General features: G+C 41.8%; 23 protein-coding genes. 9 read left to right on the forward strand and 14 right to left on the reverse strand.

The annotated features are described in order from the left end of the window. Positions 1 to 134: 134 nt before the first annotated feature. The 4 genes from FZF09_RS17540 to FZF09_RS17555 are packed head-to-tail and all read left to right on the forward strand — an operon-like array spanning position 135 to position 4,272. Positions 135 to 1,193: a Bug family tripartite tricarboxylate transporter substrate binding protein gene (locus tag FZF09_RS17540; protein WP_158737897.1), complete on the forward strand. Its 1,059-nt coding sequence runs from the start codon at positions 135 to 137 to the stop codon at positions 1,191 to 1,193. 15 nt (positions 1,194 to 1,208) lie between these two features. Then, the gene (locus FZF09_RS17545) at positions 1,209 to 2,258 is read left to right on the forward strand and encodes a tripartite tricarboxylate transporter substrate binding protein (protein WP_158737898.1); all 1,050 of its coding nucleotides are present in this window, start codon (positions 1,209 to 1,211) and stop codon (positions 2,256 to 2,258) included. Between the two features lie 19 nt (positions 2,259 to 2,277). Next, on the forward strand, positions 2,278 to 2,763 hold the full coding sequence (locus FZF09_RS17550; protein ID WP_158737899.1) for a tripartite tricarboxylate transporter TctB family protein: 486 nt from the start codon (positions 2,278 to 2,280) through the stop codon (positions 2,761 to 2,763). 12 nt (positions 2,764 to 2,775) lie between these two features. Then, complete coding sequence (locus tag FZF09_RS17555) at positions 2,776 to 4,272, forward strand: tripartite tricarboxylate transporter permease (protein WP_158737900.1); 1,497 nt, start codon at positions 2,776 to 2,778, stop codon at positions 4,270 to 4,272. Between the two features lie 130 nt (positions 4,273 to 4,402). Here the strand turns inward: FZF09_RS17555 and FZF09_RS17560 are convergent, their stop codons facing one another. Next, positions 4,403 to 5,758 carry an S-layer homology domain-containing protein gene (locus tag FZF09_RS17560; RefSeq protein ID WP_158737901.1) on the reverse strand — a complete coding sequence of 452 codons (1,356 nt, stop codon included), beginning with the start codon at positions 5,756 to 5,758 and terminating at the stop codon, positions 4,403 to 4,405. Positions 5,759 to 5,965: 207 nt separating this feature from the next. Between FZF09_RS17560 and FZF09_RS17565 the strand changes: the two genes are divergently transcribed. Continuing rightward, positions 5,966 to 6,274 (forward strand): DUF5634 family protein, encoded by a 309-nt coding sequence (locus tag FZF09_RS17565; protein ID WP_158737902.1) that lies wholly within the window; start codon positions 5,966 to 5,968, stop codon positions 6,272 to 6,274. Between the two features lie 118 nt (positions 6,275 to 6,392). Here the strand turns inward: FZF09_RS17565 and FZF09_RS23145 are convergent, their stop codons facing one another. Then, a complete protein-coding gene (locus FZF09_RS23145; protein ID WP_255450607.1) occupies positions 6,393 to 6,527 on the reverse strand; it encodes a hypothetical protein in 135 nt (44 codons plus the stop codon). 218 nt (positions 6,528 to 6,745) lie between these two features. Between FZF09_RS23145 and FZF09_RS17570 the strand changes: the two genes are divergently transcribed. Both FZF09_RS17570 and FZF09_RS17575 read left to right on the forward strand, forming a co-directional pair. After that, positions 6,746 to 7,228 (forward strand): hypothetical protein, encoded by a 483-nt coding sequence (locus tag FZF09_RS17570; protein ID WP_370514494.1) that lies wholly within the window; start codon positions 6,746 to 6,748, stop codon positions 7,226 to 7,228. Between the two features lie 115 nt (positions 7,229 to 7,343). Further along, complete coding sequence (locus tag FZF09_RS17575) at positions 7,344 to 9,287, forward strand: SEC-C metal-binding domain-containing protein (RefSeq protein WP_158737985.1); 1,944 nt, start codon at positions 7,344 to 7,346, stop codon at positions 9,285 to 9,287. Between the two features lie 457 nt (positions 9,288 to 9,744). On the opposite strand, the gene FZF09_RS17580 is transcribed toward FZF09_RS17575, so the two are convergent. Both FZF09_RS17580 and FZF09_RS17585 read right to left on the reverse strand, forming a co-directional pair. Then, positions 9,745 to 12,372 carry an MMPL family transporter gene (locus tag FZF09_RS17580; RefSeq protein ID WP_158737903.1) on the reverse strand — a complete coding sequence of 876 codons (2,628 nt, stop codon included), beginning with the start codon at positions 12,370 to 12,372 and terminating at the stop codon, positions 9,745 to 9,747. Between the two features lie 18 nt (positions 12,373 to 12,390). After that, on the reverse strand, positions 12,391 to 12,831 hold the full coding sequence (locus FZF09_RS17585; RefSeq protein WP_158737904.1) for a MarR family winged helix-turn-helix transcriptional regulator: 441 nt from the start codon (positions 12,829 to 12,831) through the stop codon (positions 12,391 to 12,393). A gap of 195 nt (positions 12,832 to 13,026) precedes the next feature. Here FZF09_RS17585 and FZF09_RS17590 point away from each other — a divergent pair, with 195 nt between their 5' ends. Then, positions 13,027 to 13,215: a hypothetical protein gene (locus FZF09_RS17590; RefSeq protein ID WP_158737905.1), complete on the forward strand. Its 189-nt coding sequence runs from the start codon at positions 13,027 to 13,029 to the stop codon at positions 13,213 to 13,215. A gap of 268 nt (positions 13,216 to 13,483) precedes the next feature. Here the strand turns inward: FZF09_RS17590 and FZF09_RS17595 are convergent, their stop codons facing one another. The 7 genes from FZF09_RS17595 to FZF09_RS17625 all read right to left on the reverse strand — a co-directional run bounded on the left by FZF09_RS17595 (position 13,484) and on the right by FZF09_RS17625 (position 20,523). Beyond that, positions 13,484 to 14,437: a 2-hydroxyacid dehydrogenase gene (locus FZF09_RS17595; RefSeq protein WP_158737906.1), complete on the reverse strand. Its 954-nt coding sequence runs from the start codon at positions 14,435 to 14,437 to the stop codon at positions 13,484 to 13,486. Between the two features lie 66 nt (positions 14,438 to 14,503). Beyond that, positions 14,504 to 15,259, reverse strand: coding sequence for an alpha/beta hydrolase (locus tag FZF09_RS17600; RefSeq protein WP_158737907.1), 756 nt, complete (start codon positions 15,257 to 15,259; stop codon positions 14,504 to 14,506). Positions 15,260 to 15,359: 100 nt separating this feature from the next. Further along, on the reverse strand, positions 15,360 to 16,049 hold the full coding sequence (locus tag FZF09_RS17605; RefSeq protein WP_158737908.1) for a YqjF family protein: 690 nt from the start codon (positions 16,047 to 16,049) through the stop codon (positions 15,360 to 15,362). Positions 16,050 to 16,411: 362 nt separating this feature from the next. Then, positions 16,412 to 18,295 (reverse strand): cytochrome c oxidase subunit I, encoded by a 1,884-nt coding sequence (gene ctaD / locus FZF09_RS17610; protein ID WP_158737909.1) that lies wholly within the window; start codon positions 18,293 to 18,295, stop codon positions 16,412 to 16,414. Positions 18,296 to 18,640: 345 nt separating this feature from the next. Beyond that, complete coding sequence (locus tag FZF09_RS17615) at positions 18,641 to 18,850, reverse strand: hypothetical protein (RefSeq protein WP_158737910.1); 210 nt, start codon at positions 18,848 to 18,850, stop codon at positions 18,641 to 18,643. Positions 18,851 to 18,870: 20 nt separating this feature from the next. After that, positions 18,871 to 19,254 (reverse strand): hypothetical protein, encoded by a 384-nt coding sequence (locus FZF09_RS17620; RefSeq protein ID WP_158737911.1) that lies wholly within the window; start codon positions 19,252 to 19,254, stop codon positions 18,871 to 18,873. Between the two features lie 885 nt (positions 19,255 to 20,139). Further along, positions 20,140 to 20,523 carry an ArsR/SmtB family transcription factor gene (locus FZF09_RS17625; protein ID WP_158737912.1) on the reverse strand — a complete coding sequence of 128 codons (384 nt, stop codon included), beginning with the start codon at positions 20,521 to 20,523 and terminating at the stop codon, positions 20,140 to 20,142. A gap of 146 nt (positions 20,524 to 20,669) precedes the next feature. Between FZF09_RS17625 and gvpU the strand changes: the two genes are divergently transcribed. Continuing rightward, positions 20,670 to 21,092: a gas vesicle accessory protein GvpU gene (gene gvpU, locus FZF09_RS17630; protein WP_158737913.1), complete on the forward strand. Its 423-nt coding sequence runs from the start codon at positions 20,670 to 20,672 to the stop codon at positions 21,090 to 21,092. A 119-nt stretch (positions 21,093 to 21,211) separates the two neighbouring features. Here gvpU and nadA read toward each other — a convergent pair whose 3' ends face one another. Genes nadA through nadB form a run of 3 tightly spaced genes read right to left on the reverse strand, consistent with a single transcriptional unit; the run spans position 21,212 to position 24,743 of the window. Further along, positions 21,212 to 22,309, reverse strand: coding sequence for a quinolinate synthase NadA (nadA, locus tag FZF09_RS17635; RefSeq protein WP_158737914.1), 1,098 nt, complete (start codon positions 22,307 to 22,309; stop codon positions 21,212 to 21,214). Positions 22,310 to 22,336: 27 nt separating this feature from the next. Continuing rightward, positions 22,337 to 23,164: a carboxylating nicotinate-nucleotide diphosphorylase gene (gene nadC / locus FZF09_RS17640; RefSeq protein WP_158737915.1), complete on the reverse strand. Its 828-nt coding sequence runs from the start codon at positions 23,162 to 23,164 to the stop codon at positions 22,337 to 22,339. Further along, positions 23,145 to 24,743 carry an L-aspartate oxidase gene (nadB, locus tag FZF09_RS17645; RefSeq protein WP_158737916.1) on the reverse strand — a complete coding sequence of 533 codons (1,599 nt, stop codon included), beginning with the start codon at positions 24,741 to 24,743 and terminating at the stop codon, positions 23,145 to 23,147. The genes nadC and nadB overlap by 20 nt, the downstream gene beginning before the upstream one ends. Positions 24,744 to 24,763: the final 20 nt, after the last annotated feature.

A 24,763-nucleotide genomic window follows, 5' to 3' on the forward strand; every position in this document is an offset into this window, starting at 1 on the left:
GCCAACTATTTATCATTTCTTACCTTTTAAAAAATGTGACGCTTTGAAAAGATTTTGTCGTATTAAGGAGAAAATTATTTATATTTGTTATATTTAACTTTATGAAATGATTAATCTTACAAGGAGGATTTGTAATGTCTATGAAAAAAAGAGTAAAATTAATAGGATCAGCACTGTTTTTAACCCCTATGCTTCTCCTCGCGGCTTGCGGTGGCGGCAATGATACAGGAGCTTCAAATGAGGATGCTGAAAATTACCCAGAACGCGACATCAGCGGGGTGATTCAATGGGGTGAAGGCGGGGCCACAGATAACATTTCACGTACGCTTGCTCCGCTTGCTGAAGAAGAACTAGGCGGCACCCTTGTTATGGAAAACCGAGAAGGCGCATCTGGCGCTACAGGCGCTCAATATGTTTATGATCAGCCGGCTGATGGCTACACCTTATTATTTGGTGCGGAAAATCCAAACCTTTATCAAGTGCTAGGTATTTCTGAAAGAGATTACTTAACTGACTTCGAACCAGTAAGCATTATCGGCCAGAGCTATGCAGGAATTGTCGTAAAAGAAGATTCTCCATTTGAAAGTTTAGAAGATTTAATTGACTATTCCACTGAAAATCCTGGAGACATTACAATGGGAACTTCAGGTGAAGGCGGCCTTCCTCATGTGGCAAGTGCGATGCTGCAAGCTGAACTTGGAACCGAATTTAACCAAGTGCCTTATGACGGAGACGGTCCATTAGCTACTGCATTACTAGGGGATGAAATTGACGCTACCGTTCTCGCCGTTTCGGCTGCACAAGAATACGTAGAATCCGGTGACTTTCGTATGTTAGCTGTCATTAATGATGAGCCGCTCGATTCTGCACCGGACGTACCTGCTATTACCGAAGCGTATCCTGAGTTTGAAAAATACTTGCCTTGGGGACCATTCCAGGGAGTTTTCGCTCATAAAGACACCCCGGACGCCATCATAGACAAGCTTTCAGATTCATTTGAAAAAGCACAAGAAAACGAAGAATTCCAGGAAACGTTAGAAAACCTCGGTGTAAATCCATTGAATATTAACGGAGAAGAAGCGATTGAATATCTTGAACAAAACCGCTCTACTTCCACGTGGATGCTGTACGACGCAGGTGCAACCGAAACATCCCCAGAAGAATTTGATATTCCAAGAGTAGACGAGGAATAGATTTGGAGGTAGAAAGTGATAAAAAAGAATATAAAAATTCTATCATTGTTTGTAGCTGTTATGCTGACTGCTTTTCTCACAGCTTGCGGCAATTCAAACAGCTCTTCAGAAACAGACGCATCTTCTTATCCTGAAAAAGATATCGACGGGGTTATTATTTGGGGAGAAGGCGGAGCGACAGATAATATATCCAGAACTTTAGCTCCTCTTGTCGAAGAGGAACTTGGTGGATCTCTAGTCATGCAAAACAAAGAAGGCGCATCTGGAGCCATTGCGACGCAATACGTATACGATCAGCCCGCTGACGGTCACACGCTTCTGTTTGGAGCGGAAAACCCAAACCTTTATCAAGTGCTCGATATTTCAGAAAGAGATTACATGAACGATTTTACACCGATCAGTATTTTCGGACAAAATTTCGGAGGCCTTGTTGTGCACGAGGACTCCGAATTTGAAACGATCGAAGACGTCATTGACTTTGCAAAAGAAAACCCTGGTGAATTAAATATGGGCTACTCCGGTGAAGGAAGTCTCCCTCACGTAGCTAGTGCTATGCTAGAAGCTGAGTTAGACACAGAATTTAATTACGTTCCTTATGACGGAGACGGACCGCTGGCAACAGCTCTATTAGGAAAAGAAATTGATGCCACTGTTCTGTCTGTGTCAGCAGCTCAAGAATATGTGGACGCAGGAGATTTCCGCATGCTGTCTGTTATTAACGATGAAGCATTAGAAACGGCTGCAGATGTGCCTCCTATCACAGAGTCCTATCCTGCATTTGAAAAATATTTCCCGTGGGGGCCTTTTCAAGGAGTGTTCGTCCATAAAGATACACCAGACAGCATTGTAACGAAATTAACGGATGCTTTTGAAACCGCACAAGAAAATGAAGATTTCCAAAATACATTAGAGAGCCTCGGTGTCGTCCCGTTGAATATAAACGGGGAAGAAGCAGTAGAGTATGTGGATAAAAACCGGTCTACCTCTACCTGGCTGCTGCACGACGCGGGTGCTGCTGAAACATCTCCTGAGGAATTTGACATTCCAAGAGTAGACGAGGACTAAGACAAGGAGAGGAACAACCATGTATTCTTTCAAATCATCGCTCCCTGGTATTTTGATGGTTATTGTTAGTCTGCTTGTATTAAGCCAGGCTGTTGTCATGGAAAACCAATCGATTATAGATCCGGCAAGCGGGAGCTTTTTTCCCGCTCTCATTGCTTTAATTATGCTCGGTGCCGGCATCGTTACGATCTTTCAGGATCGCTCTTCCACCCAGAAGAAAGCAGCAGAAACGGCAGAACAGGAGAATGAATCAAACGAGGCTGACGCTCTAGAGACATTTACGAAAAAAGATTACAAGTTAATTCTCATCTATTTCTGTCTCGTGATAGGTTTTGTTATCTTGCTTCCTATTCTAACGTTTTTCCCAGCTGCTTTTTTATTCTTATTGACCAGTATGTTCTATTTAAAAGGCGTATCCTGGCTGCTCAATGTGACCGTCTCTTTAGCAACAATTGTTGTAATCTACTTTTTATTTTCGCAGTTATTTAATATTGTGTTTCCATAAGGAGAATGCATCATGGATATCCTACAACAATTTCTTACACCATTTATTAATGCAGAGTTGCTGCTATTAGTAGCTGTCGGGACGCTGGCCGGTATTTTTGTCGGTGCCATTCCCGGACTTTCGGTAACGATGGCTGTTGCTCTTTTGCTGTCTCTTACCTATTCCTGGGACATGCTCCCGGCGCTTGCCTTGATGCTTGGTATTTATTACGGAGGCGTGTTCGGCGGGTCAAGAGCGGCGATTCTCGTCAATATGCCGGGCTCTCCATCCTCCGTAGCGACGTCTTTTGACGGCTTCCCTCTTTCGCAGCAGGGAGAAGCTCGAATGGCTTTAACATTAACAACTATTTTCTCGTTCATTGGAGGTCTCGTCGGGGTTGCTGTCTTGGCTACCGCTGCTCCGCTTGTATCCACGATTGCGATTCAGTTCGGGCAGCGCGACTATTTTCTGCTTGCGATGCTTGGGCTGTTATTAATCGGCAGTTTGAGCCAGGGATCGATGGCAAAAGGGGTATTTGCCGCTGGTGCCGGGATCATATTAGGTCTGGTCGGCATGGACTCGATTGGAGGGGGAAGCCGTTTCACCTTTGGTTCCCTGCAGCTAATGAACGGCATTGACTTTGTCGTAGCGATTTTAGGGTTGTTTGGCATGTCGGAAATTTTATATCAGCTCAAAACGTTAAACGAAAAAGGGCAAACCGTCACGTTAAAGAAAATGGTGTTTCCGCCGCTTCGTTTTTTGTTTAAATTTTTACCGCTGTCGATGCGTGTATCGATTATGGGGGTTTTGATTGGTGCACTTCCTGGCGCAGGCGGTGAAATTGCAGCACTGCTTGCTTACGACCACGCCAAGCGTACGACAAAAAATCCGAACCGACCGTTTGGAAAAGGCGCGTACGAAGGGGTCATTGCCCCAGAAGCAGGTAACAACTCGGCGATTGGCGGGGCGCTTATTCCATTATTGACACTCGGTATTCCAGGGGATGCAGTGACCGCCATCTTCATAGGTGCCCTGTTTATTCATGGGCTGCAGCCTGGACCGATGCTGATGGAACAAAGCGGTGACTTGTTTTGGGTCATGGTCGGCTCTTCTGTTTTAGCGAACATCTTTCTATTGATTTTTGGCTTGTTAGTCGTAGGTATCTTTATTAGAGTCGTAACGATTCCAAAACAAATTCTGCTTCCCATCATCGCGGTCATTACCGTCATTGGTGCATATGCCTTGAATAACAGTATGACCGACGTGTATTGGATGCTTGGGTTTGGTATAGTCGGTTTCTTTATGAAAGTCCATAACTTCTCGGTAGCACCGCTTGTGTTAGGTCTGATTTTAGGACCGCTCATTGATACATCATTCCGGCGTGCCTATATGGCCGCCCAGGAGCCTTCCACATTCTTATTAGGGTTTGTAAATTCCCCGATCAGTATCCTGTTGACGCTGGCGTTTATATTTACTATTTTCTCACAAACAAAAATGTATAGCAGAATGAAAGAAAAGATGAAAAAATAAAGAGAGAAGTAAGGAGCCGTTTCCAAACGCACGTTGGAAACGGCTCCTTTTGTCGTGATTAGGCTCTGCAGTACCATTTCATAACCCAGCAGGCTTAAATGAATTCGGAACCTCTCGTAAAAATCGGAACTTATTTATCAAACTCCTCCGTCTTTCCGTCACGCGTTTCTATTATTATTTTCCCATCTTCAAAATAGAATGAACGGTAGTTTCCATCGTAAATACGGGTTTGACCAGAACCATCTATATTCATTCGGTAAATAACACCGTCGTTTGCATACACGACTGTCCTTCCATCTATATAAAAATGAAAATGGTCCACACCGCTGAATCCGGGTTTTTCACCAATTCCAATTCTGTCGACAGATAAAGGAGCAATAACTTCCTTATTTGAGCCGTCAAGATCGGAACGGACAAAATGGACGTCTGTTGAATCTATGTTACTAAGATCCTCTTTTTCTAAATAATATAGCTGATCCCCTATAATAGAAAAATTAGAGTAAGACCACGTTTCTCTCGAATCAGCAGGGTAGGAATCAGGACTGCCGAATAATTTAGTCTTTTCCCTTCCATCCAGCCGCACCCTGTACCAGTCATTATTATACATTTCTTCCACTTCTGAAGAGGTACTATGAACGACAAAGTACAACCAGCCGTCATGATAGAATAAGTCATTTTCTTTTCCCAGCCCAGGGGCGGAATTATAACAATCTTTACTGAAATCGCAATAATCCCCTTCGAAGTCTTCTTCGTCGAGAATCGGTGTCTCTTCTCCATTCTCATCTATACGTATAATACGGTTTCCTTCGTTTCGAAAGCTTTCCTTGCCTGTATTTATTTCGGTTCCTCGCGGTGCAATCCCCGTATTTATGTAATCCGGACGCTCTTCTTCATCCATCGCACGAGTCAGAAATACAGAAAACTGAGCACGCGTGGTTGGATCCCCAGGTTTAAACGCTCCATCCTCATAACCGCTTGCAATTCTGTTTGTCGTAACCGTTGATATGTCGCCAAATGTCCAATAATCATGCTCAACATCGATAAATTGCATCGCATTACTGCGTTCTAGATCAAATGCCCGCGAAACAATAGCTGCCATTTGGCCGCGTGTTACGAATTCCCCCGGCCGGAATTCATCCTTGCTGCCACGTAAAATGCCTTCATCCGCAACAGCCGCAATCGATTTATAATTGGTACTGTCTTCATCGACATCGGTGAACCCAGGGTCCGGGCGGTTGTCCAAATGAAGATCAAGAGCTTTTACGATCATCCCTGCTACCTGGTGGCGGGTGATTTCCTGGCTGGGACGAAAAGTTCCATCCCGATAACCATTAATAACGCCTTGTTCACTCAAGTAATAAATTTGATCGTCTGCCCAAAAATCTTGCTCTACATCTGTAAAACTGTTTTTAGCACTTGCCGGTGTAACAGCTAATACTCCTGCCGCCAAAATACCAGCTGCTGCTGAACTTATTTTTCCCCACAAAAAAATTCCTCCTCGTCTCTTTTTATCTATGTTAAACTATACCATTTTAACTAATGGAACAGGTGACATCAACGTACATGAGAGGACGAATTTACGAAAAACTGTAGTTAACATGACAAAAGCCGAAAGTATATTCCGTTTTTAATGAATGACATCTGAAAAAGAACAACATATTAAGGAAAAAGACAATTTGAAGGAGTTTATACAATGGAATTTATACCGCGTGAACAATTAATAAATGAGCTTCAGGACTCTTTTAAGCCTCTTATGGAAAAATACGATATAGACAATATAGGCGTGTTTGAAGAAGAAGGTCAGGATGATTCCTATTACGTAGGATATACGGTAAGTAAAAATGGCAAAGTTTATATGGTGCATCATCCGTATACAAAAAATAAGGATGGTCATTTAGCTCGTGCTCAAGGAGGATGGACAGTTGAAACGGATGAACCTGGGACTATGGACGAAGAAAGTTTTGAGGACGTAGATGAGGTTTTTCAGAGATTTCTTATGTAAAAATAACCATAATCGACTTTTTTAAATGAAATGAATAAAAGAAATGTTCAACCATCTCTTGCCATAAATGAGCATCCAGGAAGGAGGATTAAATCAAACTTTGATCCTTTAACAAAGCCTAAAGTATTAGAAAAGTGCAAGCGCCTTGCTCACGAGCGACAAGTCCTCGAGGAGCGGCATATGGAAAGCTGATCTTTGCTTTCCATTGACGAACCGAAGGAATCTCGAGCGAGTTGGCGCTTGCGCTAGACATGTAAAACGCCAACTATTTATCATTTCTTACCTTTCATTGATAGAGTGGGTTAAATACTTTTACTCCTTTTACGTAAATCGATATCGAACACTCCTGCTCTATTCGTTACAATACTTTCTTTTCCATGCTTCACAAGATAATCAAAATGGTAACAAATAACCGTGAACAACATACAATATGGCAGGCAACGGCCCAAATTTTTTTAAGAGGGTGTTTTTTTGAGACAACATAATGTAATGTGGCAGCCTGTCGTGATTGAGCTGAATCGCAGTTTATACAGTGAAGAGATGGTTTGTTCCATGAGCACCCAATTGTTTTATATTCCCGAAACGGAAAACTTACAAGGAAATGAAGAAATGCATTCCCACCTTGTTCCTGCCTCTTATCACCGCGTGACCGCTAGTGGTTCGGCAGAAAGATTAATGAATGGAGAATACGAACCGTCTATTGTGCAAACTTTAGTCAATTGCATTCAAAACGCAGAACAGAGAGATCGTAATGTACGTAATGGATTACAGGTCATGAGAAACGCTGCTCCATCGTCCTACAAACCGTTTATTGAAAACATTATACGTTGGCAGGATGATGCGGAAAGGTATTTACAAAATACTAAACAATTAACCATGCAAGTCACAGGGGCAGCCGAAGGACAGAGACAGTTTCCGTACAGTCAATCACAGAGAAAGTGGCCGTATTTTTAAACACAAATCGTTGGAAAATGCGTTCCCTTTTTCATCGTTTTGTTTCCATCACCAAAGCTAACGCCTTATGTTAAACTATTAGTAAAATCTCGTGAATTATCAGGCAGGTGAAACGATGAAAATAGGACGTAATGATCCATGTCCATGCGGCAGCGGAAAAAAGTACAAGAAATGCTGTGCTGGTAAAGTGACATCACTAACATATTCGAAAGAAGAAATATTGTATGTTCAACAAAGTATTTATAATTATGTTGTAGACCATTATATACTCGAACTAAGAGATTATATAAGCTTTTTAATAGGAGATAATGCTTTACACTCCCTCAGAAGTGAAGAAGAACGTACCCTCTCTCTTATCGCTGCCGCACATTGGGTTTTAGAAAAAAGGAACCAAGAGGAAAATGGATTGATAGACGAGATCACCAGCCTATCTTTTTGGAAGGCGAAGCAGCGTCGTCTATTAGACACGTGGAAAAAAACATCCCTATTTTCCGTATGTTTTATTGAAGAATGGGGAGAAAAAGAATTAATCGTCCAAGATATGATAAGCGGAAAAACGTTACATGTAGAGACCCCTCTGGATTTTACAAACGGTCCATTAGGAATTTGTTTTCTCAGCCTCGTACCTGCCCAGCAGCACTGGTTTATGTTTGGGATGCCTTATTTTATTACCCCTTATGATGAACACAAGGATAAAGAAGTGTTTCATAACTTGCAAAAGACCTTTGAAGGCTTGGTCACATTAGCAAACTCCCTTTCATTCGACGAAGATCCGTTTACGAAGGTATTGGAACATTATTTCTCTCTAAATGATGTGGAAGAAACGGAGGATGAAGACTTTTATATAAGTAGTGACTTAACAGATGAAGAAAAACAAGTGATGAGCGTGTTCAAAAAGCATGCCAGTCAAGAGCTTCGTGATGAAGGAGGGGTAGACGAAGCGGAACGCATTTGGGAAGCCTATTGCGAAGTCGCTTTCCCAATGATTAAAAAGCCTGAGGCGTATGCGGCCTCATTAGAGTACTTTATTAGCAATGATGTCTTAACTGTTCCAGGGGCTACCCAAAAAGCACTTGGGAAAAAATATGGTGTTTCTCCAAATACGATTTCAAAACGTGTGCAGGATTTCGATAACGCACTGATGGAGTACCATATGCGTGAAACGGAAGCTGAACCGGCTGATCCACAAAACAGCAGAATTGTGTTGGAACGCCACATGTTTATTTTACATAAAGAAATGGAACGGATCGGATTTTCATCTACCGAGGAAATCCAGGCGTTTCAACAAGATTTTGATCCAGAGAAAGCTTTGATAGAGCAGTGGGATAAAAGGGATAGAGCCCAGCTGATATTATATGACGCGATGCTTGAACCAAGTCCTTTGGAAAAGATCTATTTGATTCAAAAAGCACTCAAACTTGATGAAAATCAACCTGACGCATACCTACAGCTGGCTGAATTGGCGGAGTCCGAAAAAGAAGAATTGGAAAATACAAGAAAAGCAGTAGAAGCTGGACGAGCTATGCTGGGAGAAGACTTTATTAATAAAGAAAAAGGACATTTTTGGAGCATAACAGAAACGCGTCCATTTATGCGTGCGATGCAGCAGTATGCTTATCTTCTTGAAGTTTCCGATCCTAAACATGCTGAACAAATTTATGAAGAAATGCTTGAGCTTAACCCATCTGACAACCAAGGCATCCGTTATCAACTGCTATCGCTTTATCTTTTGATTAATGAATATGATAAAGCAAATGCATTACTCGACGAATACCCTGAAGAAACTGCTTTCTGGCTGTTTCACCAAGCTTTTAGTGAATACATGAAAAATGGATTATCGAAAGAATTTGAAACGAAGCTCCATAAAGCAGAAAAAGAAAATCCTTATATTATTGATTATATAGTGGACTTGGAACGTATGTCGGTAGATCCTTTTATGGTTGAAGCATTCTCTCCTGGAAGTCCGGAAGAAGCCGCACTATATATCGAAGATGCCGTATTTATGTGGAAAGCTGAAGACAAGTTAATGAATTATTTGAAAAAACGATCGGCACAGTGATGCTGGCAAAATTCCAGCGTGCACTTTGTGTGGGGCCTAGCCCGCGTTTACGTTGCGCGGTCAGGCCCCTTGTTTGTTTTCAGATAGAAAGCGGAGTGAATTGAACAGTTCTGGCAGCAGCTCTGGAAAATATGGTTCTTAATGTTACTGTTGAAATTGAAGTGAAATTAGCAGTAATTTCGAAGCAGACACCGTCCGTTTTTTCGTCAAATCACTTTAGATGGTAGAGATATCCGCTTTTTTTGCTATTTTTATATCTATTATTTGGATTACATAGCTCCATTGGTTCCAGTTTTTTACAATACTAGCCGGAGTTTGCGATTTACTCGCCGATTTCACACTTTTACTCGCCGTTCTTGCTTCTTTACTCGCCATTGCGTGCCTTTTACTCGCCGAACTGCTGGTTTCGAATGTCCTAGTCCTGCTCCCTTTTTTTATATCGCCTGGTCGGCATTTTTCATGACGGATTATTACTTTGATTCGATTCGTTGAAGCTGACAACTGCTGGAATAAACAGCGGCAGTATGACCAAACCAAAGAGCATCAGACCTGTCACCACCACAGTACCCACTTGCATCAGCGTAAGCACGCCGGATGGAATCATTGCTCCGAATGTACCGGATAAAATGATCGCAGCTGTGATAATAACGGTGCCCATTTTTACCATTGATTTCATGAGACCTTGCCGTACGCCGAGTGCTGCTTCTTCCCGGTAGCGGTCAAATAGGAAAATCGAGTAATCCACGCCTAGTGCGACGAGCATGACAAAAGCAAAAAATGGTACCGGCCACATGATTCCGGGGTATCCTAATCCATTGACGAAAATCAATTCTGCTGCTCCCATAGCTGTATAATACGTTAATAACAGGCCTGCCAAAATAAACAGCGGTTGAAACAGAGAGCGTAATAATACGGCTAATATAACAAATAAGCCAACTAAAATGATGAGGATCGTCTTCGTAAAGTCTTCCGATGATACTTCCTGAAGATCTGCATGTATACCTGGAACACCGCTATAGGCAATGTCACCTTTTGCTAGTGGGGTTCCTTGTATTTCCTGATCTACAAGCCGCTTAACCCGTTTTGATGCGTTAATGGCTTCAAGGGAATTTGGATCGTCTTTTAAACTTACTTCTAACGTCATTCCGGTATTATCGGAAAATACATATTCATCCACCGCGTCCTGAAAGTCTTCCTCTTCCAAAAACTCCTCTGGTACAAAGACACCGGTTCCGCGGGTATAGGCAGCTTCTGAGATATCTTCTGTAAACGATTCTGCTTCTTCTAGGCCTGTTTCGATGTCTTCAAGACCGTCTATCGCTTCCTGTACACCGGCTGCCAGATCCTCTAAACCACCCGACAGATTACTAGATTGCTGCTGCTGGGCGCTTATTTCAACGTTACCTTGCTCGAGTCCGGACTGAATCTCTGTTAATCCTTGCTGGACTCCGGCAAGCTGCTTAACAGCCGTTTGGATATCTCTTGTCTGCTGGAGCTGCTGCGATATGCCTCCTACTTGCTCGTTCACATCTTCTACTCCAGCAATGGCTTCATCAAGCGAACCACCAGAACCTGAAGAAGATACTTGATTGTTCATATCATGAAGACCGTTTTCTATTTCGGTTAAACCATCCTGTACCTCGCTTAATCCTTCTCTTGCATCTCCTATACCGGAGGAGACGTCTTCCATTTGCGTGTCCACGTACAGTTCATCAATGACATAACCTGTCGGACGCGTCACACTCCGGACTTCTTCCACATCGTCAGAACGTTCAATCGCTTGGGACAGATTTTCCACATAAGCGATTTTCTCTGCGGTTACCATATCTTCTTCTGTATCAATGACGACTTGAAGCGGCAGCGCATCTCCCATTCCAAATGCTTCTTCAATCACACGCAGCCCTTCTACCGATTCCGCACCAGCGCTGATTTCATCGGTATTATTGTAAGAAACATCGTTGTCGTACGTTACTAAAAACGGCACGGTAAGGAGTGCTACGATCGCGATGGAAAAAATTGGTCGATATACAGAAAGACTTCCCATGGCTTTCCATAGTTTACTGTCGTGATGCGACGCTGCCTGTTTAGACGGCCAAAATAACTTCTCTTTCAAAACGGCCATAAAAAAAGGTACTAACGTGTATAGTACAATCAGCAATACAAATATACCAACGGCTACCCCAACAGCGGATTGGAATATAGCAAAGTTTGCAAAACCAATGGCTGAAAAACCGACAAACACGGCCAAGCCGCTGTAAAACAACGTCTTCCCTGCTGTTTTATACGTATTAATAATCGCTTCTTGCACCGCATGTCCGGCAGAAAGCTCTTCTTTATACCGACTTAAAAGCAAAATACAATAGTCCGTGCCGATGCCAAACAACACAGCTACAAGAAAGATTTGCGTGTAAGTGGAGACCGGGAAACCGAACCATTCAACGAATAGAGAAACAATAGATTGACTGAGCAAATAAGTAATCGCAACAGAAATAAGCGGTACAAACGGAGTCACGACTGCACGGAACACAACGAGCAGCAGAATGAAAATGAGTATAACCGTAATTCCCTCCGTTTTCTCGAGCCCCTCCTGCGTTGTTTTGTCGACGTCATCACTAATAATAGAATCACCCGTCACATATCGTTTCATGCCATCTGGAACGGTTAAAGATTCAATCTTATTACCAGCTTCCACCGCATCTGCTGAGCCATTAATGGCAACCGGGACAAGCACAACATCTTCATTTTCTGATATGAGTTGTTCTCTTAATTCTTCTCTTTCAAAGGGGTTTGTTATCGATTCAGTGTTTTTTCCGTTTTCTATTTCTTCTATATATCTTTGGATCTCTTTTTCTGTATTATCTGTTAACGGCTCATCTAATTGAAGAACAAGGCTTATTGTCTCCTCTCCTTCACCGGCCTCATTAAGAATGTCATCAGCTTGCTGAGAGGTTACATTTGCAGGCAGTTGAAAGCTATCTTCCTCTTCTGCCAGCTCGGTCAGGCTGGGGGCATAGAAAAATAAACCCGCTGTCAGTACAGCCAGCAACACAGCAATGAGCCATCTGAATTTTATAATCGCGCGCATGTTTCTCTCCACTTCCTTTTAATTCTGTTTTTTTAACAGTTCTTTTACTTTGCTGAAAATGTATATAAATTGATCGATTTCTTCATTTTCAATCCCCTCTAAGACGGAACTTAAATACTCATTCACCTGCTCTTTCGCTTCTTTATAGGCTGAGGCGCCTTTTTCTGTGAACTCCACATGTTTCACACGTCTGTCGTCCTCTTTTTGCACAACTTTGACATACTCTTTATCTACTAGTTTTTTTAGCCGGCTTGACGTAGCACTTTTATGGCCGCCTTGTAGTTCGGTGAGTTCTTTGGACGTTAACGGCCCATACCTTTCTAACCAGTTCAGCATTTTGATCTGCTCCATAGACAATTCTTTATGGAGTTCATTTTCAACCTTTCTAAACACTTCGTTTTGTCCATAAACCATAACGTCTGTGAATAATCGAATCGCCTCTTGTAATCTATCACTCATTTAGTTTACCCCCTAAACTTTATTTTTAGTTTAACCGTTAAACTATTTGTTGTCAAATAGGATAAAACCATTATTTTAAATATTTTACAAATATGTTACATTTGTAAAAAGAAATATTCTTCTGCAGCAGCTCACCACATATATTAACTGAACATTTTGTATATTAATGCCAAGGAGTATCATGGGGGAATGGTAATGAAGGGGCTATTGGTATTTTTCAAACCAAAAAGAACATGGCATGATTATAATAGGTTCGAACGGAAAATGTGGGTGCAACTCTTTGATAGAAAAAAAACAGAGCTGAAGAAACAAATAAAAGATAACGTACAATGCTGCCGCTTGGCGAAACGCTATGCGGACCGGCAGATGCGGGCTATGGGATAGGTTTAGAAAATCCTGTTAACTAATGCAGTACATTTGATGTATGAAGATATGTCTCATTCGGCAGGTAATGTCAGCTATGGGTCGTAATGAAATGGAAGTTAACAATAATAAAGCTCATCAAGCTGTATTCGCTTGATGAGCTTTTTAAGATTAACTTTGCTAAAGGAATAAAGTATAGATCATTTGGACTTGGCGGCAAGCCGAGCTTTTCCAATATCTGTTACCATTTAGCAAGTTAATCAAACGTTCGATTGATATTCGCTGCAGCCTATAAAGAAATAACATGTTTGGGTGTTTTCCCAAGCACTCCGTCTACACATTGCTTGGCCGCATCTACATACATGGCATGCCTTGTTTCATGAGTTGCCGTACCAAGATGCGGCAGCGTGACAACTTGATCCATTTGGAGAAGCGGGCTTTTAGGATCAACTGGTTCTTTTTCAAACACATCAAGTCCGGCTGCTTTTATCCACCCTTCTTGGAGGGCATGGATTAAATCTTCTTCCACTACGACAGGACCGCGGCCGCCGTTTATAAAAATCGCGTCCCTTTTCATTTTTTGAAAGGCCTCCGCCCCGATCATCCCCCGTGTCTCTTCGGTTAATGGCGTTAAAAGCATCACAATATCTGATGTTTTAAGCAAGTCATCAAGATCGGCATAAACGGCTCCTGTCTCTTTTTCTGCTTCTGGTTTACGGCTTCGATTATGATACATCACATCCATATGAAAGCCAAATGCGGCACGGCGGGCAACTTCTTGGCCGATTCGTCCCATCCCGATAATACCAAGCTTTTTGTGGTGGATGTTCGTTCCAAAATAGGGGGGTGTTAATGGTTTTTGCCAATGGCCCTCTTTCACAAACCGGTCCAATTCCGGTATCCGCCGCGCTGCACAAATCATCAGTCCAATCATTGTGTCCCCCATCGTTTGAATAAGGACTTCCGGCGTATGAGTAGCTGTTATCCCTCTTTTAGCAATGGCTTTCATATCTAAATTGTCGTATCCAACGGAGACGTTACTGACTACTTTCAAGTTGGGAGCTTGATCAAGCAGTGCATCGTCTACTTTTAATCCTGCACCATACAACCCATCTGCTTCTTGTAAGTATTGGTAAAACAATTCTTTTTGTTTTTTCGGTCTGGCTATTTGTACCTCGCAATGTTCTTTCATTAAAGCTAGTACATCTTCCGGCGGTTCAACATATGAGAGTATCATTGGCATTGTTTTTATCCTCCTTTTCTGAGCAGCCGAAGCAAGAACGTCTTTAAACTAGAAAGATTGCTGTGATTACACTGTTGCAGAGGAGGTTAGTCCATTAATAAATGCAATACTTTCAAGCGCGATTTTCTCTTTGTCATTATCTAACGTCGCAACATGGTAACTTTCCTCCATTGAAATCAATCGCTTATCTTCTGATGCTAGGTGGTCATAGATATATGAACTGTTTTCTGGCGGCACGACATGGTCCACCTCAGATACAAAAATTCTTGCAGGCACCTCAATCTGCGGCAATTTCTGGCGTGTTTCTTTCATCAATTGCTGAATCTCCCCGAGCGATTTTACCGGGGTTTTTTCATAGGCAAGCTCCTCGACGTTTTCTTTTTTAATGTCTGAACCGATGGCATCTAAAAATCTTACAGCTGGTACTTCTTCCGGACTCATCTCAGGAATATTAATGGCAGCGTTAATAAGGATGATCCCTTTTGTTTGTGGGTACTGGTCTGCCAGGTGCAGCGAAAGGGTCCCTCCCATAGATAAACCGGCAATATAAATATCATCACACGTTTCTTTTAAAAAATGATAACCTTCTTCTACTGTTTCACACCAATCTATATAGGTGGAGCGTTCCATATCTTCATAATGAGTGCCATGGCCTCTTAAACGCGGACCAAACACGGTAAATCCTGCTTGGTTAAAACTTTCACCAAGTGATCGCACGCTTTGTGTCGACCCTGTGAAACCATGAACCACGAGTACGCCCGTCTTATCACCTTCAAAATAGAAAGGCTCCGCTCCTTTCATCACTGGGTATTGTTCTTTCATTTTCTCACCTTCCCCCCAAAATCTACCTTAGATTCCTTCTTTATTAATACACATCATTCCTCTCATTTTTAACTTTTTTTGTAAAAATAGATCTTTTTCCTTATTGTTTTACAAATGGAAGATATTGAACTTCTTTTAAAGGAGAATAATGACATATTGGTGTTATTTTAGTGCCGCGCCAGTGCATATCATTAACGAGGCCATGCATTTCAATATCCGTTTCGGTACGGCGAAGATGCCAGGGTTCATGAGAAATCGGGCCTTTATACACCTTATTTCCTCGTATCGTCCATAAACAATATCGTTCAGCCAGCCAATGCGTTAATGAATCAGATGATGCTTCAAATGAGGCACCATACGGACGATACCGCGCAAAAAAAGAATCCGGGCGGTAACCTCTTTCTATACGGCGGCTAAGAAAATGTATCCATTCACCGTTTGACGTTTTTGTCATTCGCGCCCGTCTATAGGGCATGTGCAAGAGAGATCTAGCTGCCATTACAGCTAAGCAATGATTTGCGTCTAAACTTAAAAAGTATACACCTGGTTCGCCTTTGTATGTTACATACGTTCTCACATTTAACTCAGCAAAATGAGTGAATGGCAGCGGGGCTGGCATTCCTCTCAGCTGAACATTTGTTCCATAAAATGGTACGACACTTAACCATGCCTGTCCCTCAAATGTATCTATTTCAAACGCTTCTGGTACGTGCTGCCGAATCTTTTCTAATGATACGGGCCAGTGAATAAACAAAAGATCTTTCCATGTCTGACGCGCAATCCACGACACTTTCAGCACCTCCTTCCTTTTTCTTTTCCCTCTTTTTCCCCTTTTAATGATGAAAATATATAAACTTCGTACACACTTGATGGATAGGACGTGTATGGAGGACAACGCATAGGATATCTTGTGTAAATTAAATCTGAAGTCAACTCGTTGTCTGGAATTACGTTACTACGGCACTGGATAATCACAATCGTTCAAAAGAATAGTGATTGGTTGTCTCAAATGACGGGAGTGATATTCCTTTTATTTCCAATACTATCCGAATTTGCTGATTTACTCGCCGTTCCTAAACAAATACTATCCATTCACTTCGATTTACTCGCCATTGCCCCAAAACAATGAGTGCAAGCAAAAAAAGCCGGCCATTATAAAGGCCGACTGTTATTTTCTATTTCTTTTACTTTATCTTTAGCGATGTGCCAGCCGTGATCTTCTTTGACTGACCGGACAATCATTGAACCGAATGTGAGTATTACACCCACTCCAATTGCGAGGAAAGGAATGAAATTAGTATCAGCTACGTTTATCAAAATTAACCCGAATCCCCACCAAAATAAGCCAAGTGCCATGAGAAACGGCAATATCGAAGGGTTCGGCATATGAATATCAACTATCGGTTCAGCAGGTTTCATGTGTCCTTCTCCATGAACTTTTTCATAAAACCAAGGATCAAGTGACCGTACTTGCGGCACTTGTGCAAAGTTGTATTCAGGAACAGGTGACGGGATCGACCATTCCAATGTCCGAGCATCCCACGGATCCCCTACCTTGACACGTTCTCCTTTCCCAGCGGAGTAAATGACATTAATAACGAGTACAAGGATTGCGGCTGTCATTAAAAACGTGCCCATCGTGGAAACAAAATTATAGGTATCCAACCCTTCTCCTGCTCTATAGGTGAAATAACGGCGGGGCATACCGATCAAACCAAGAATATGCTGAACAAAGAAAGTCAAATGAAAACCAACGTACATCAGCCAAAACATAAGTTTGCCTAATGTTTCATTTAATTTATGTCCAAACATTAATGGATACCAATAATACAAGCCAGCTAAGATACCAAGGACAATACCACCAATAACTATATAATGAAAATGAGCTACGATAAAATACGAATCATGGTAAAGATGATCAACAGGTGCCATGGCAACCATAACTCCAGTTACTCCGCCAAGTACAAACGTTGGCACAAAAGAAGATGCACATAACATGGCAGTATTGAATGTGATTTTTCCGCCCCACATCGTAAACAACCAGTTAAATATCTTTACACCAGTCGGAACAGCAATAGCAAATGAAGAAATGGCAAAAATGGAATTGGTAATCGGTCCAATTCCGACCGTAAACATATGATGCACCCATACCATAAATCCAAGAAATGCAATCAACAATGTTGCGAAAATCATGGCAGTATGTCCAAATAAACGCTTTCTAGAAAAAGCCGGAATGACTTCTGAGAGAATTCCAAAAGCAGGCAGAACAAGGATATACACTTCCGGATGGCCGAAAATCCAAAAGATGTGCTGCCAGAGGACGACACTTCCCCCATTTTCCACTTGGAAAAATTGCCCGCCAAACAGCCTGTCAAGCATTAACATCGCTAACCCTGCAGCTAGCGGGGTAAAAGCAAACACAATCAGAATCGATACAACGAGCGTCGTCCAGCAAAAAAGCGGCAAACGCATCATTGTCATTCCTGGTGCTCGCATATTAATAATGGTCACAATAAAATTTATCCCCGAAAGAAGTGTCCCTATCCCGCTCACTTGTAAACCGAGCGCGTAAAAATCCATACCTAAATTGCCATATTCCCTCGTTGATAACGGCGTGTAAGCAAACCAGCCAGCATCCGGACCGCTCCCGAAAAACCAGCTAACACTTAAGAGTAATCCACCAAAAAAGAATATCCAAAATGCCAAAGCATTCACAAACGGAAAGGCCACATCCCGAGCTCCGATTTGGAGGGGAACGACGTAGTTCATAAACGCAAACAGCAACGGTGTCACCGCTAGAAACAGCATGAGGGTCCCATGCATCGTCAGCAGTTCATTATATGTTTGGCCGGTTAATAATGTATTTTCCGGATACATCAGCTGAATCCGCATCAATAACGCCATCACCCCGGCCTTTATAAAAAACAACGTTCCTGCAATTAAGTATAATACTGCTATTTTCTTATGATCGACAGTTGTCAGCCAGTCCCAAAGCACACTTTTTTGTTTTTTATATTCCACTGCTGTTTCTGCCATATGTTCGTCATCCTCCCGGGGGTGATTTTTTCTGTTTCGTTAACAGCCCCGGCTTCATTATTTCCATTCAGAAATGAGGATATACGAAAAATATAATATTGCAGTAGTTGTTTGCCGTTTTTGATACGTGAAAATTTATATGAAAAACTTTTTTGTTTTTATGATCATATTTACAATATATTTGATCAATGACAAAACGGTAAGGATCCACTTTTTCTGCCTTATGGTACAATACACAAAATTTAAGAAGACAACTTCAAAAGACAACCTAGCACACTTTATAAGTCCTAAAAAACAGCTTGCTCTTTGTGTAAGCAAGCTGTACTAAAAAAATATATAATATGATTACGCTTCTTTTACAGTTAACATTTTAACAGAACATGGAGAGAGGTCTACTTTAACAACATCATAAAACGCACGAGCCTGTTCTTTTGATTCGAACGTAACCTCTGGATTTTCCGGGTTTTTCACGTACGATTCAAGTCCTACTTCATTTCCGTCCTGATCTACGGCAATGATCATATATTTCTCCATTTTGTCTTGTCCTGTTTTCATTGATCATTCATCTCCTTTCCCTATTCACAGCGGATATGCTTTTTTAAAAATGTTTCAATGTTGGCTGATTCTGCTTTTCCTTCATAGACAGATAGCATGTTTTTCCCTTCCATCACATAGAGAGAAGGAAAAGTTTTAACTCCCAAGTATTGAACCAAATCATTGTTATTGGCTGACACTATTTTCATATTCATTGCCTCATTTTCACACTGCTTATTTAGGTGCAAAAGTGCTTGATAATAGGGTTTTTCTTCATAAAGATTTTCTTCTTTAGAAAATAATAGTACAGATGTTTCGTCTTCCATATTTGTGAGCATGGCTGGTGCCGTTTGAGAACTACAGCCTGCAAGCCATATTAAAGCAGCATATAACATGGTTGCTAGACTTGCTGTTTTTCCGCTCATCTGGCGTTTACCCCTTTCCGCTACCTTTCAAACAACACCGTAATGTATGCAAACGGCTTCTTAGCCTATACCTGTTCTTGTTTTTTTTAAAACTTTATTTATACGCAATAATTAGGGAATCATCTGCACCTAATATTTCATTAAAGAGGGCAAAAGTCCATGTATTGACGAGGGATTCTTGAAAAAAATGAACTGCAGCAAATGCCACAGTCCGTTTGCTAATACCTGGTACTAAAAAGGAAAGTAGTTGGTTTCCTAAAAAGTTTCTATTCTTGAATGCTATAACCTACCTTATGGAAGCAAAAATCCATAATAACTAGGTATTTAACCCTATATAATATTACAAATTTATTTCATTTTTATAGTTTATAAGACTTTAGAGCGGGGTATATATTTATATACTTAAAAACGATAAACGTCTGTATAATAAGGGGTTGCCTATGTATTATATTCTTTCTCGCAAAACCACGTACTGTACACAGGTCAAGAGGCGCGTCAATTATGAAATCTCTATTTGCCTATCTGAAGGGGTTTTAGAGTGCAGTACTTCTTGTACAGGGATAGAAGATACATGCGCAAGCTGCCCTCTCATTCATTTTAATAATAGCTTCTCCGTCAAACCTACAAAAAGACTGACTCATCATTGAGTCAGTCTTGATCTTGGCAGTTTTTCTTTTTTAAGATACGGAGACCAGTTTCTATTTAAAAGTAGTGAGAAAAAGTATGACTTTGGATAGTAAATCGAAAATTTCTTTCGTTTACCAGCGTCATTGCTGTATTAACTTTCACACCATCCAAAACTAATATCGCTTAACAAATGTTACATCCTCACATGCCTTTCCTTTTTGACAATCACCTGTTTGTTTCTCGATTATGTGTAACCTATCAAGTCCGGCTGCTTATTTCTTTTTGGTGAACGGAGGCTAGTTCTGCAATTTTTTTGATATGATTATCGTCTAACGAATAATACACAAGCTTTCCTTGTTTGCGGTATTTTGCAAGGCCTAGCTTGCGAAGATACCTTAAGTGGTGAGACGTAGAAGCAATCGACGCTTCCAAAATATTGGCGGCATCACAAACACAAAGCTCTCCTTCGATGGCGAGTGCTTGAACTATTTTCATTCTGTTTTTATCCGCTAATCCTTTAAACATGTTTGCCATTTGTTCTATTTCTCGGTCATTAACAGAGCCGCGCACCCGCTCGACTTTTTCTCGTTCCACACAGGTTACTTCACATACATCTGAAGCTGCTTCTTTTGGCTTTGCCATTCTTAGCCTCCTCTGTTTCTGCATGTCTTATGTTTATTATAGTACACTCAAGTATGGATTTGAATTTTTACAGCAGAAAGATGATTAATAAAACAAGTCGCAAGGGTAAAGAATAGAAAATATGTCCAAAGGAAAGGGTGAACATAATGACAGAAGATTTTTATGAGGATAAACGGACTGACCACTTATTACGGTATTTGGTGCGCCTTGCGGACAATGGCGCGGAAATGGATGTGACGTTGAATGTAAGCGGAACAACGATTACAGGCACCCTGATTGGGAATGTTACTTATTTAGATGAGATCCAACGCTACCTGCACACGAACCATGGTGATTTAAAAGAAAAAATGCTCACTTTTTTTGAAAAAACAGCTGATAAATTTCAAAAACATACCGATCAAGATGAGTACGAAAGCGGTTATATTCACCTTCGTGATGCTAAAATATTAGAAGAACACGGGGAAAAAGAGTTTGCCGGCAACCTATGGCGCGGAAAATTAGCTGATGTGAACGGGTTCAGTTTTGGAGCAATTCGGGTAAAAAACTCCGAACGCAGCCGGTTTGAATAAGAATAAATAGCGGCCTGTCGTTCGTTTACCGATTGTTTCTAAACACTCATGCTGACTTTTTCGGAAAATGGTGACCAGCCGGAGGTTACAGCACTCCGGCTGTTCCTACCATCAATCTTTTATCGTTGAAGCATTCTTTCAAGCGCGGATAACGCCTGGCGTTTTGTTTTTTCATCTACTTCGATTATATGATGAGGGTTTTCGTCGATAATGCTTTCTAATGACCAAAGCAAATGCGGAAGATCAATTCGGTTCATCGTAAGGCACGGGCACATATTTGGATTTAAGGAGAAAACAGTTTTGTCTGTTTCTTCTTGGGCAAGACGATTGACAAGGTTCATTTCTGTTCCGACTGCCCATTTGGTTCCGCTTGGAGCGCTTTGAATCGTTTTGATAATTTTGTTCGTTGAACCTGCATCATCAGCTGCTTGCACGACATCAAACGTACATTCCGGATGAACAATAATATTCACGTCTTGATGTTCTCGGCGTACGCTATCGACATTTTCCATCGTAAACTTTTCATGCACGGAACAATGGCCTTTCCAAAGAATCATTCGTATATCTTCCAGGTTTCCTTCATACTCTAATTTATTATTTATAGGGTCCCAAACAGCCATTTTTTCTAATGGGATGCCTAAATCATAAGCCGTATTGCGGCCAAGATGCTGATCTGGCAAAAACAAAATCCGCTCTTTTTGAGCAAAAGCCCATTGCAGCATATCGCTCGCATTCGATGACGTTAACGTCGCTCCTTCATGTGCACCGCAAAATGCTTTGATTGCAGCCGTGCTGTTCACATAAGTCAGCGGGATCATCGTATCCCCTAATTTCTGCTGCAGCACTTCCCATGCCGTCTCGACCTGGTTTATATCGGCCATGTCTGCCATCGAGCAGCCAGCTCGTAAATCCGGCAGCAGCACCGTCTGATGGTCTTCTGACAAAATGTCAGCCGTTTCTGCCATAAAATGAACGCCGCAGAAAACGATGTATTCCGCCTCTTTATTTGCCGCTGCCGTTTTAGCTAGCTGCAGTGAATCTCCTGTATCATCGGCAAATTGAATTACTTCATCTTTTTGATAATAATGCCCAGGCATAAACAAACGTGTACCAAGCTCTCTTTTGATCTCACGCACCCGGTCTTCCATCTGCTTTTCACTCAGCGTTCGTATATGTTCTGGGAGCGTATGGGCCTGAAAACTTTCTAACACTTTCATCGTCGCACTTCCTTTCTAAGAAAATGATTATATAAGAAAACTAAGATCGCACGCTGTCACCGAGTGTGTAAGACAGCCAAGCGAAATGTAATCCACCCCGCAGTTTCGGTAGTCTGCTATATTATCGAGCGATATGCTGCCAGAAGCCTCTGTTTGAATAAAAGAGGGAACAAGTGATACATATTCTTTGATTTGATCAGGAGTGCAATTATCGAACATAATAACGTCTGCTTTAGCAGCAACGGCTTCTTTTACTTCTTCAGCATTTGTCGTTTCCACCTCGATTTTGATCATGTGACCAGCATAATGTTTTACGTTTTCCACCGCTTTTGTAATACTGCCCGCTGCAGCAATGTGGTTATCTTTAATCATCACAGCGTCGTAAAGACCAAATCGGTGGTTGCTTCCGCCTCCGCAAGCAACAGCATATTTATCAAACATACGCAGACCTGGCATTGTTTTTCTCGTATCGCAAATGGCGATAGAAGGATCATCAAGGATATGTGCGGCTTTTTTAGTCATTGTAGTAATCCCGCTCATTCGCTGTATCATGTTTAAAAGCACTCTTTCCCCGCTTAAAACCGCTCTTGTTGGCCCTTGAATATCAGCGATCACCTCACCAGGTGCCATATTTTCTCCTTCTTGTTTGTACATCTGCACCTCAATGCTGCCATCAAGAAGCGCCAACCCTTCCTTTAACACCATTCCTCCTGAAAAACTGCCCGTACTTTTTGCAATCAGCTGCCCTTTCGTTTTCTCATGCGCAGAAAAAATAGCATTCGTCGTTACATCTTCGGTGCCAATGTCTTCTATCAAAAATTCTTCCAGTTTCTTTTTAAGGTGTAATGTATTCATGCAAAGCTTCCCTTTCTGTATTCGTTTTTACGATAGGGGCACGTTCTTTTTTGTTCCAATAAATAGAGCATCTTGCCCATTCTATCCTTTCGTGCTCATAATCTGTACGAAGGTGAGCCCCCCGGGATTCTGTTCTAATCAGTGCTGCATTTGTGACCATCCAAGCTGCAGCAAGCAGATTTTTCACAGCAAGCTGTTGTTTGCTTAACTGAGACGAAGCAGGACTGAAAATAAAAGCAGTATACCTGCTTAACCACTTTTTCATTGAGAGCAGATGGTGTTGTTCTTTTACAATGCCAGCCCAGCCATCCATTCTTTTTTGCAGCTCTTGAAGGACTGGTATGTCTTCTATATACGAAGAATCATCCCATGTTGTTGGAAGCCTTCGTTTTTTTGAAGTCACAACTTGTGTGGCAAGATGTTTAGAAAGAAGAAGCGCTCCGGCTGCTCCTTCAAGCAGTGAATTGCTTGCCAGCCGATTGGCCCCGTGCATACCTGTGCATGCGGTTTCTCCAATTGCATAAAGCCCCTTTTTGTTCGTTTGACCGTATTCATTGGTCTCGATGCCGCCCATCATAAAGTGAGCACCAGGCCTTACAGGCAGCAGCCCCTTATCAAGGTCAATATGATGCGCGCGCAGCCTCGATGTTATAGACGGAAATTTTTGTTCAAACTGAGGGATTTGTTTGATAGAAAGGTAGACTTCTCCTCCGGCTCTCCACGTTTCATGCACCACTTTTGCCACCACCGACCGAGGCGCTAAATCTTTCAGCTCATGTTTTCCTTCCATAATTGACTGATGGTGTTCATCGACAAGGATGCCCCCTTCTCCTCTGATTGCTTCAGAGAGCAGACCGGCTCCTTTTCCATCTGCGTAAAGCATGGTCGGATGAAATTGCATAAATTCCATATCGACAAGTCTTACACCCGCGCGATACGCCATCGCCAACCCGTCGCCGGTGGATTCTTCAGCATTAGAAGTAATCGAATAAAGCTGGCCGCATCCTCCGGTGGCAAGCACGGTCGCGTTTGAAAAAATCGTACACCTTGTTCCGTCTTGACTGTTTCCTCTTAGTCCAATGCATTCGTCATCATCTATTAGTAAGTCATACGCTAAAAAATGTTCCACAACATGTATATTTTCTTTTACTTGCTGTTTTAGTTGTTTCATAACGTGATAACCAGTAGCATCTCCCCCGGCATGGAAAATCCGGCGGCAGCTGTGAGCTCCTTCTTTTGCTAAGAGATAATCACCCTGCTTGTTTTTATCAAAAAGGACACCGTTCGAAAAAAGAAATTCCATCACTTGAGGAGACTGTTCGATTAATTTTTTGACAATTTGTTGATTGTTATAGCTGTGCCCTGCTTTTATCGTATCCTGCATGTGTATAGCAGTACTGTCGTTATTTCCGAGTGCTGCAGCAATCCCGCCTTGTGCCCTGTTGGAATTCCCCGTTCCAAGCGAACCTTTTGTTACTAGCGTGACTTCTCTATGTTTGGATAACTCAAGCGCTGCCATTAACCCTGCTATTCCGCTTCCTACGATGAGAATGTCTGTGGTGATCCTTTTTTCTTTCATGACTACTCCTTTATCTTTAC

The sequence above is a fragment of the Alteribacillus sp. YIM 98480 genome (assembly GCF_009765375.1).
Classification (GTDB): domain Bacteria; phylum Bacillota; class Bacilli; order Bacillales; family Marinococcaceae; genus Alteribacillus.

Bases quoted from the DNA above. Each gene is read 5' to 3' on its own strand.
- FZF09_RS17540 (WP_158737897.1), top strand. From the start codon at position 135: ATGTCTATGAAAAAAAGAGTAAAATTAATAGGATCAGCACTGTTTTTA.
- FZF09_RS17550 (WP_158737899.1), top strand. From the start codon at position 2,278: ATGTATTCTTTCAAATCATCGCTCCCTGGTATTTTGATGGTTATTGTT.
- FZF09_RS17555 (WP_158737900.1), top strand. From the start codon at position 2,776: ATGGATATCCTACAACAATTTCTTACACCATTTATTAATGCAGAGTTG.
- FZF09_RS17565 (WP_158737902.1), top strand. From the start codon at position 5,966: ATGGAATTTATACCGCGTGAACAATTAATAAATGAGCTTCAGGACTCT.
- FZF09_RS23145 (WP_255450607.1), bottom strand. From the start codon at position 6,527: ATGTCTAGCGCAAGCGCCAACTCGCTCGAGATTCCTTCGGTTCGTCAA.
- FZF09_RS17575 (WP_158737985.1), top strand. From the start codon at position 7,344: ATGAAAATAGGACGTAATGATCCATGTCCATGCGGCAGCGGAAAAAAG.
- FZF09_RS17580 (WP_158737903.1), bottom strand. From the start codon at position 12,372: ATGCGCGCGATTATAAAATTCAGATGGCTCATTGCTGTGTTGCTGGCT.
- FZF09_RS17585 (WP_158737904.1), bottom strand. From the start codon at position 12,831: ATGAGTGATAGATTACAAGAGGCGATTCGATTATTCACAGACGTTATG.
- FZF09_RS17590 (WP_158737905.1), top strand. From the start codon at position 13,027: ATGAAGGGGCTATTGGTATTTTTCAAACCAAAAAGAACATGGCATGAT.
- FZF09_RS17595 (WP_158737906.1), bottom strand. From the start codon at position 14,437: ATGCCAATGATACTCTCATATGTTGAACCGCCGGAAGATGTACTAGCT.
- FZF09_RS17600 (WP_158737907.1), bottom strand. From the start codon at position 15,259: ATGAAAGAACAATACCCAGTGATGAAAGGAGCGGAGCCTTTCTATTTT.
- ctaD (WP_158737909.1), bottom strand. From the start codon at position 18,295: ATGGCAGAAACAGCAGTGGAATATAAAAAACAAAAAAGTGTGCTTTGG.
- FZF09_RS17615 (WP_158737910.1), bottom strand. From the start codon at position 18,850: ATGAAAACAGGACAAGACAAAATGGAGAAATATATGATCATTGCCGTA.
- FZF09_RS17620 (WP_158737911.1), bottom strand. From the start codon at position 19,254: ATGAGCGGAAAAACAGCAAGTCTAGCAACCATGTTATATGCTGCTTTA.
- FZF09_RS17625 (WP_158737912.1), bottom strand. From the start codon at position 20,523: ATGGCAAAGCCAAAAGAAGCAGCTTCAGATGTATGTGAAGTAACCTGT.
- gvpU (WP_158737913.1), top strand. From the start codon at position 20,670: ATGACAGAAGATTTTTATGAGGATAAACGGACTGACCACTTATTACGG.
- nadA (WP_158737914.1), bottom strand. From the start codon at position 22,309: ATGAAAGTGTTAGAAAGTTTTCAGGCCCATACGCTCCCAGAACATATA.
- nadC (WP_158737915.1), bottom strand. From the start codon at position 23,164: ATGAATACATTACACCTTAAAAAGAAACTGGAAGAATTTTTGATAGAA.
- nadB (WP_158737916.1), bottom strand. From the start codon at position 24,743: ATGAAAGAAAAAAGGATCACCACAGACATTCTCATCGTAGGAAGCGGA.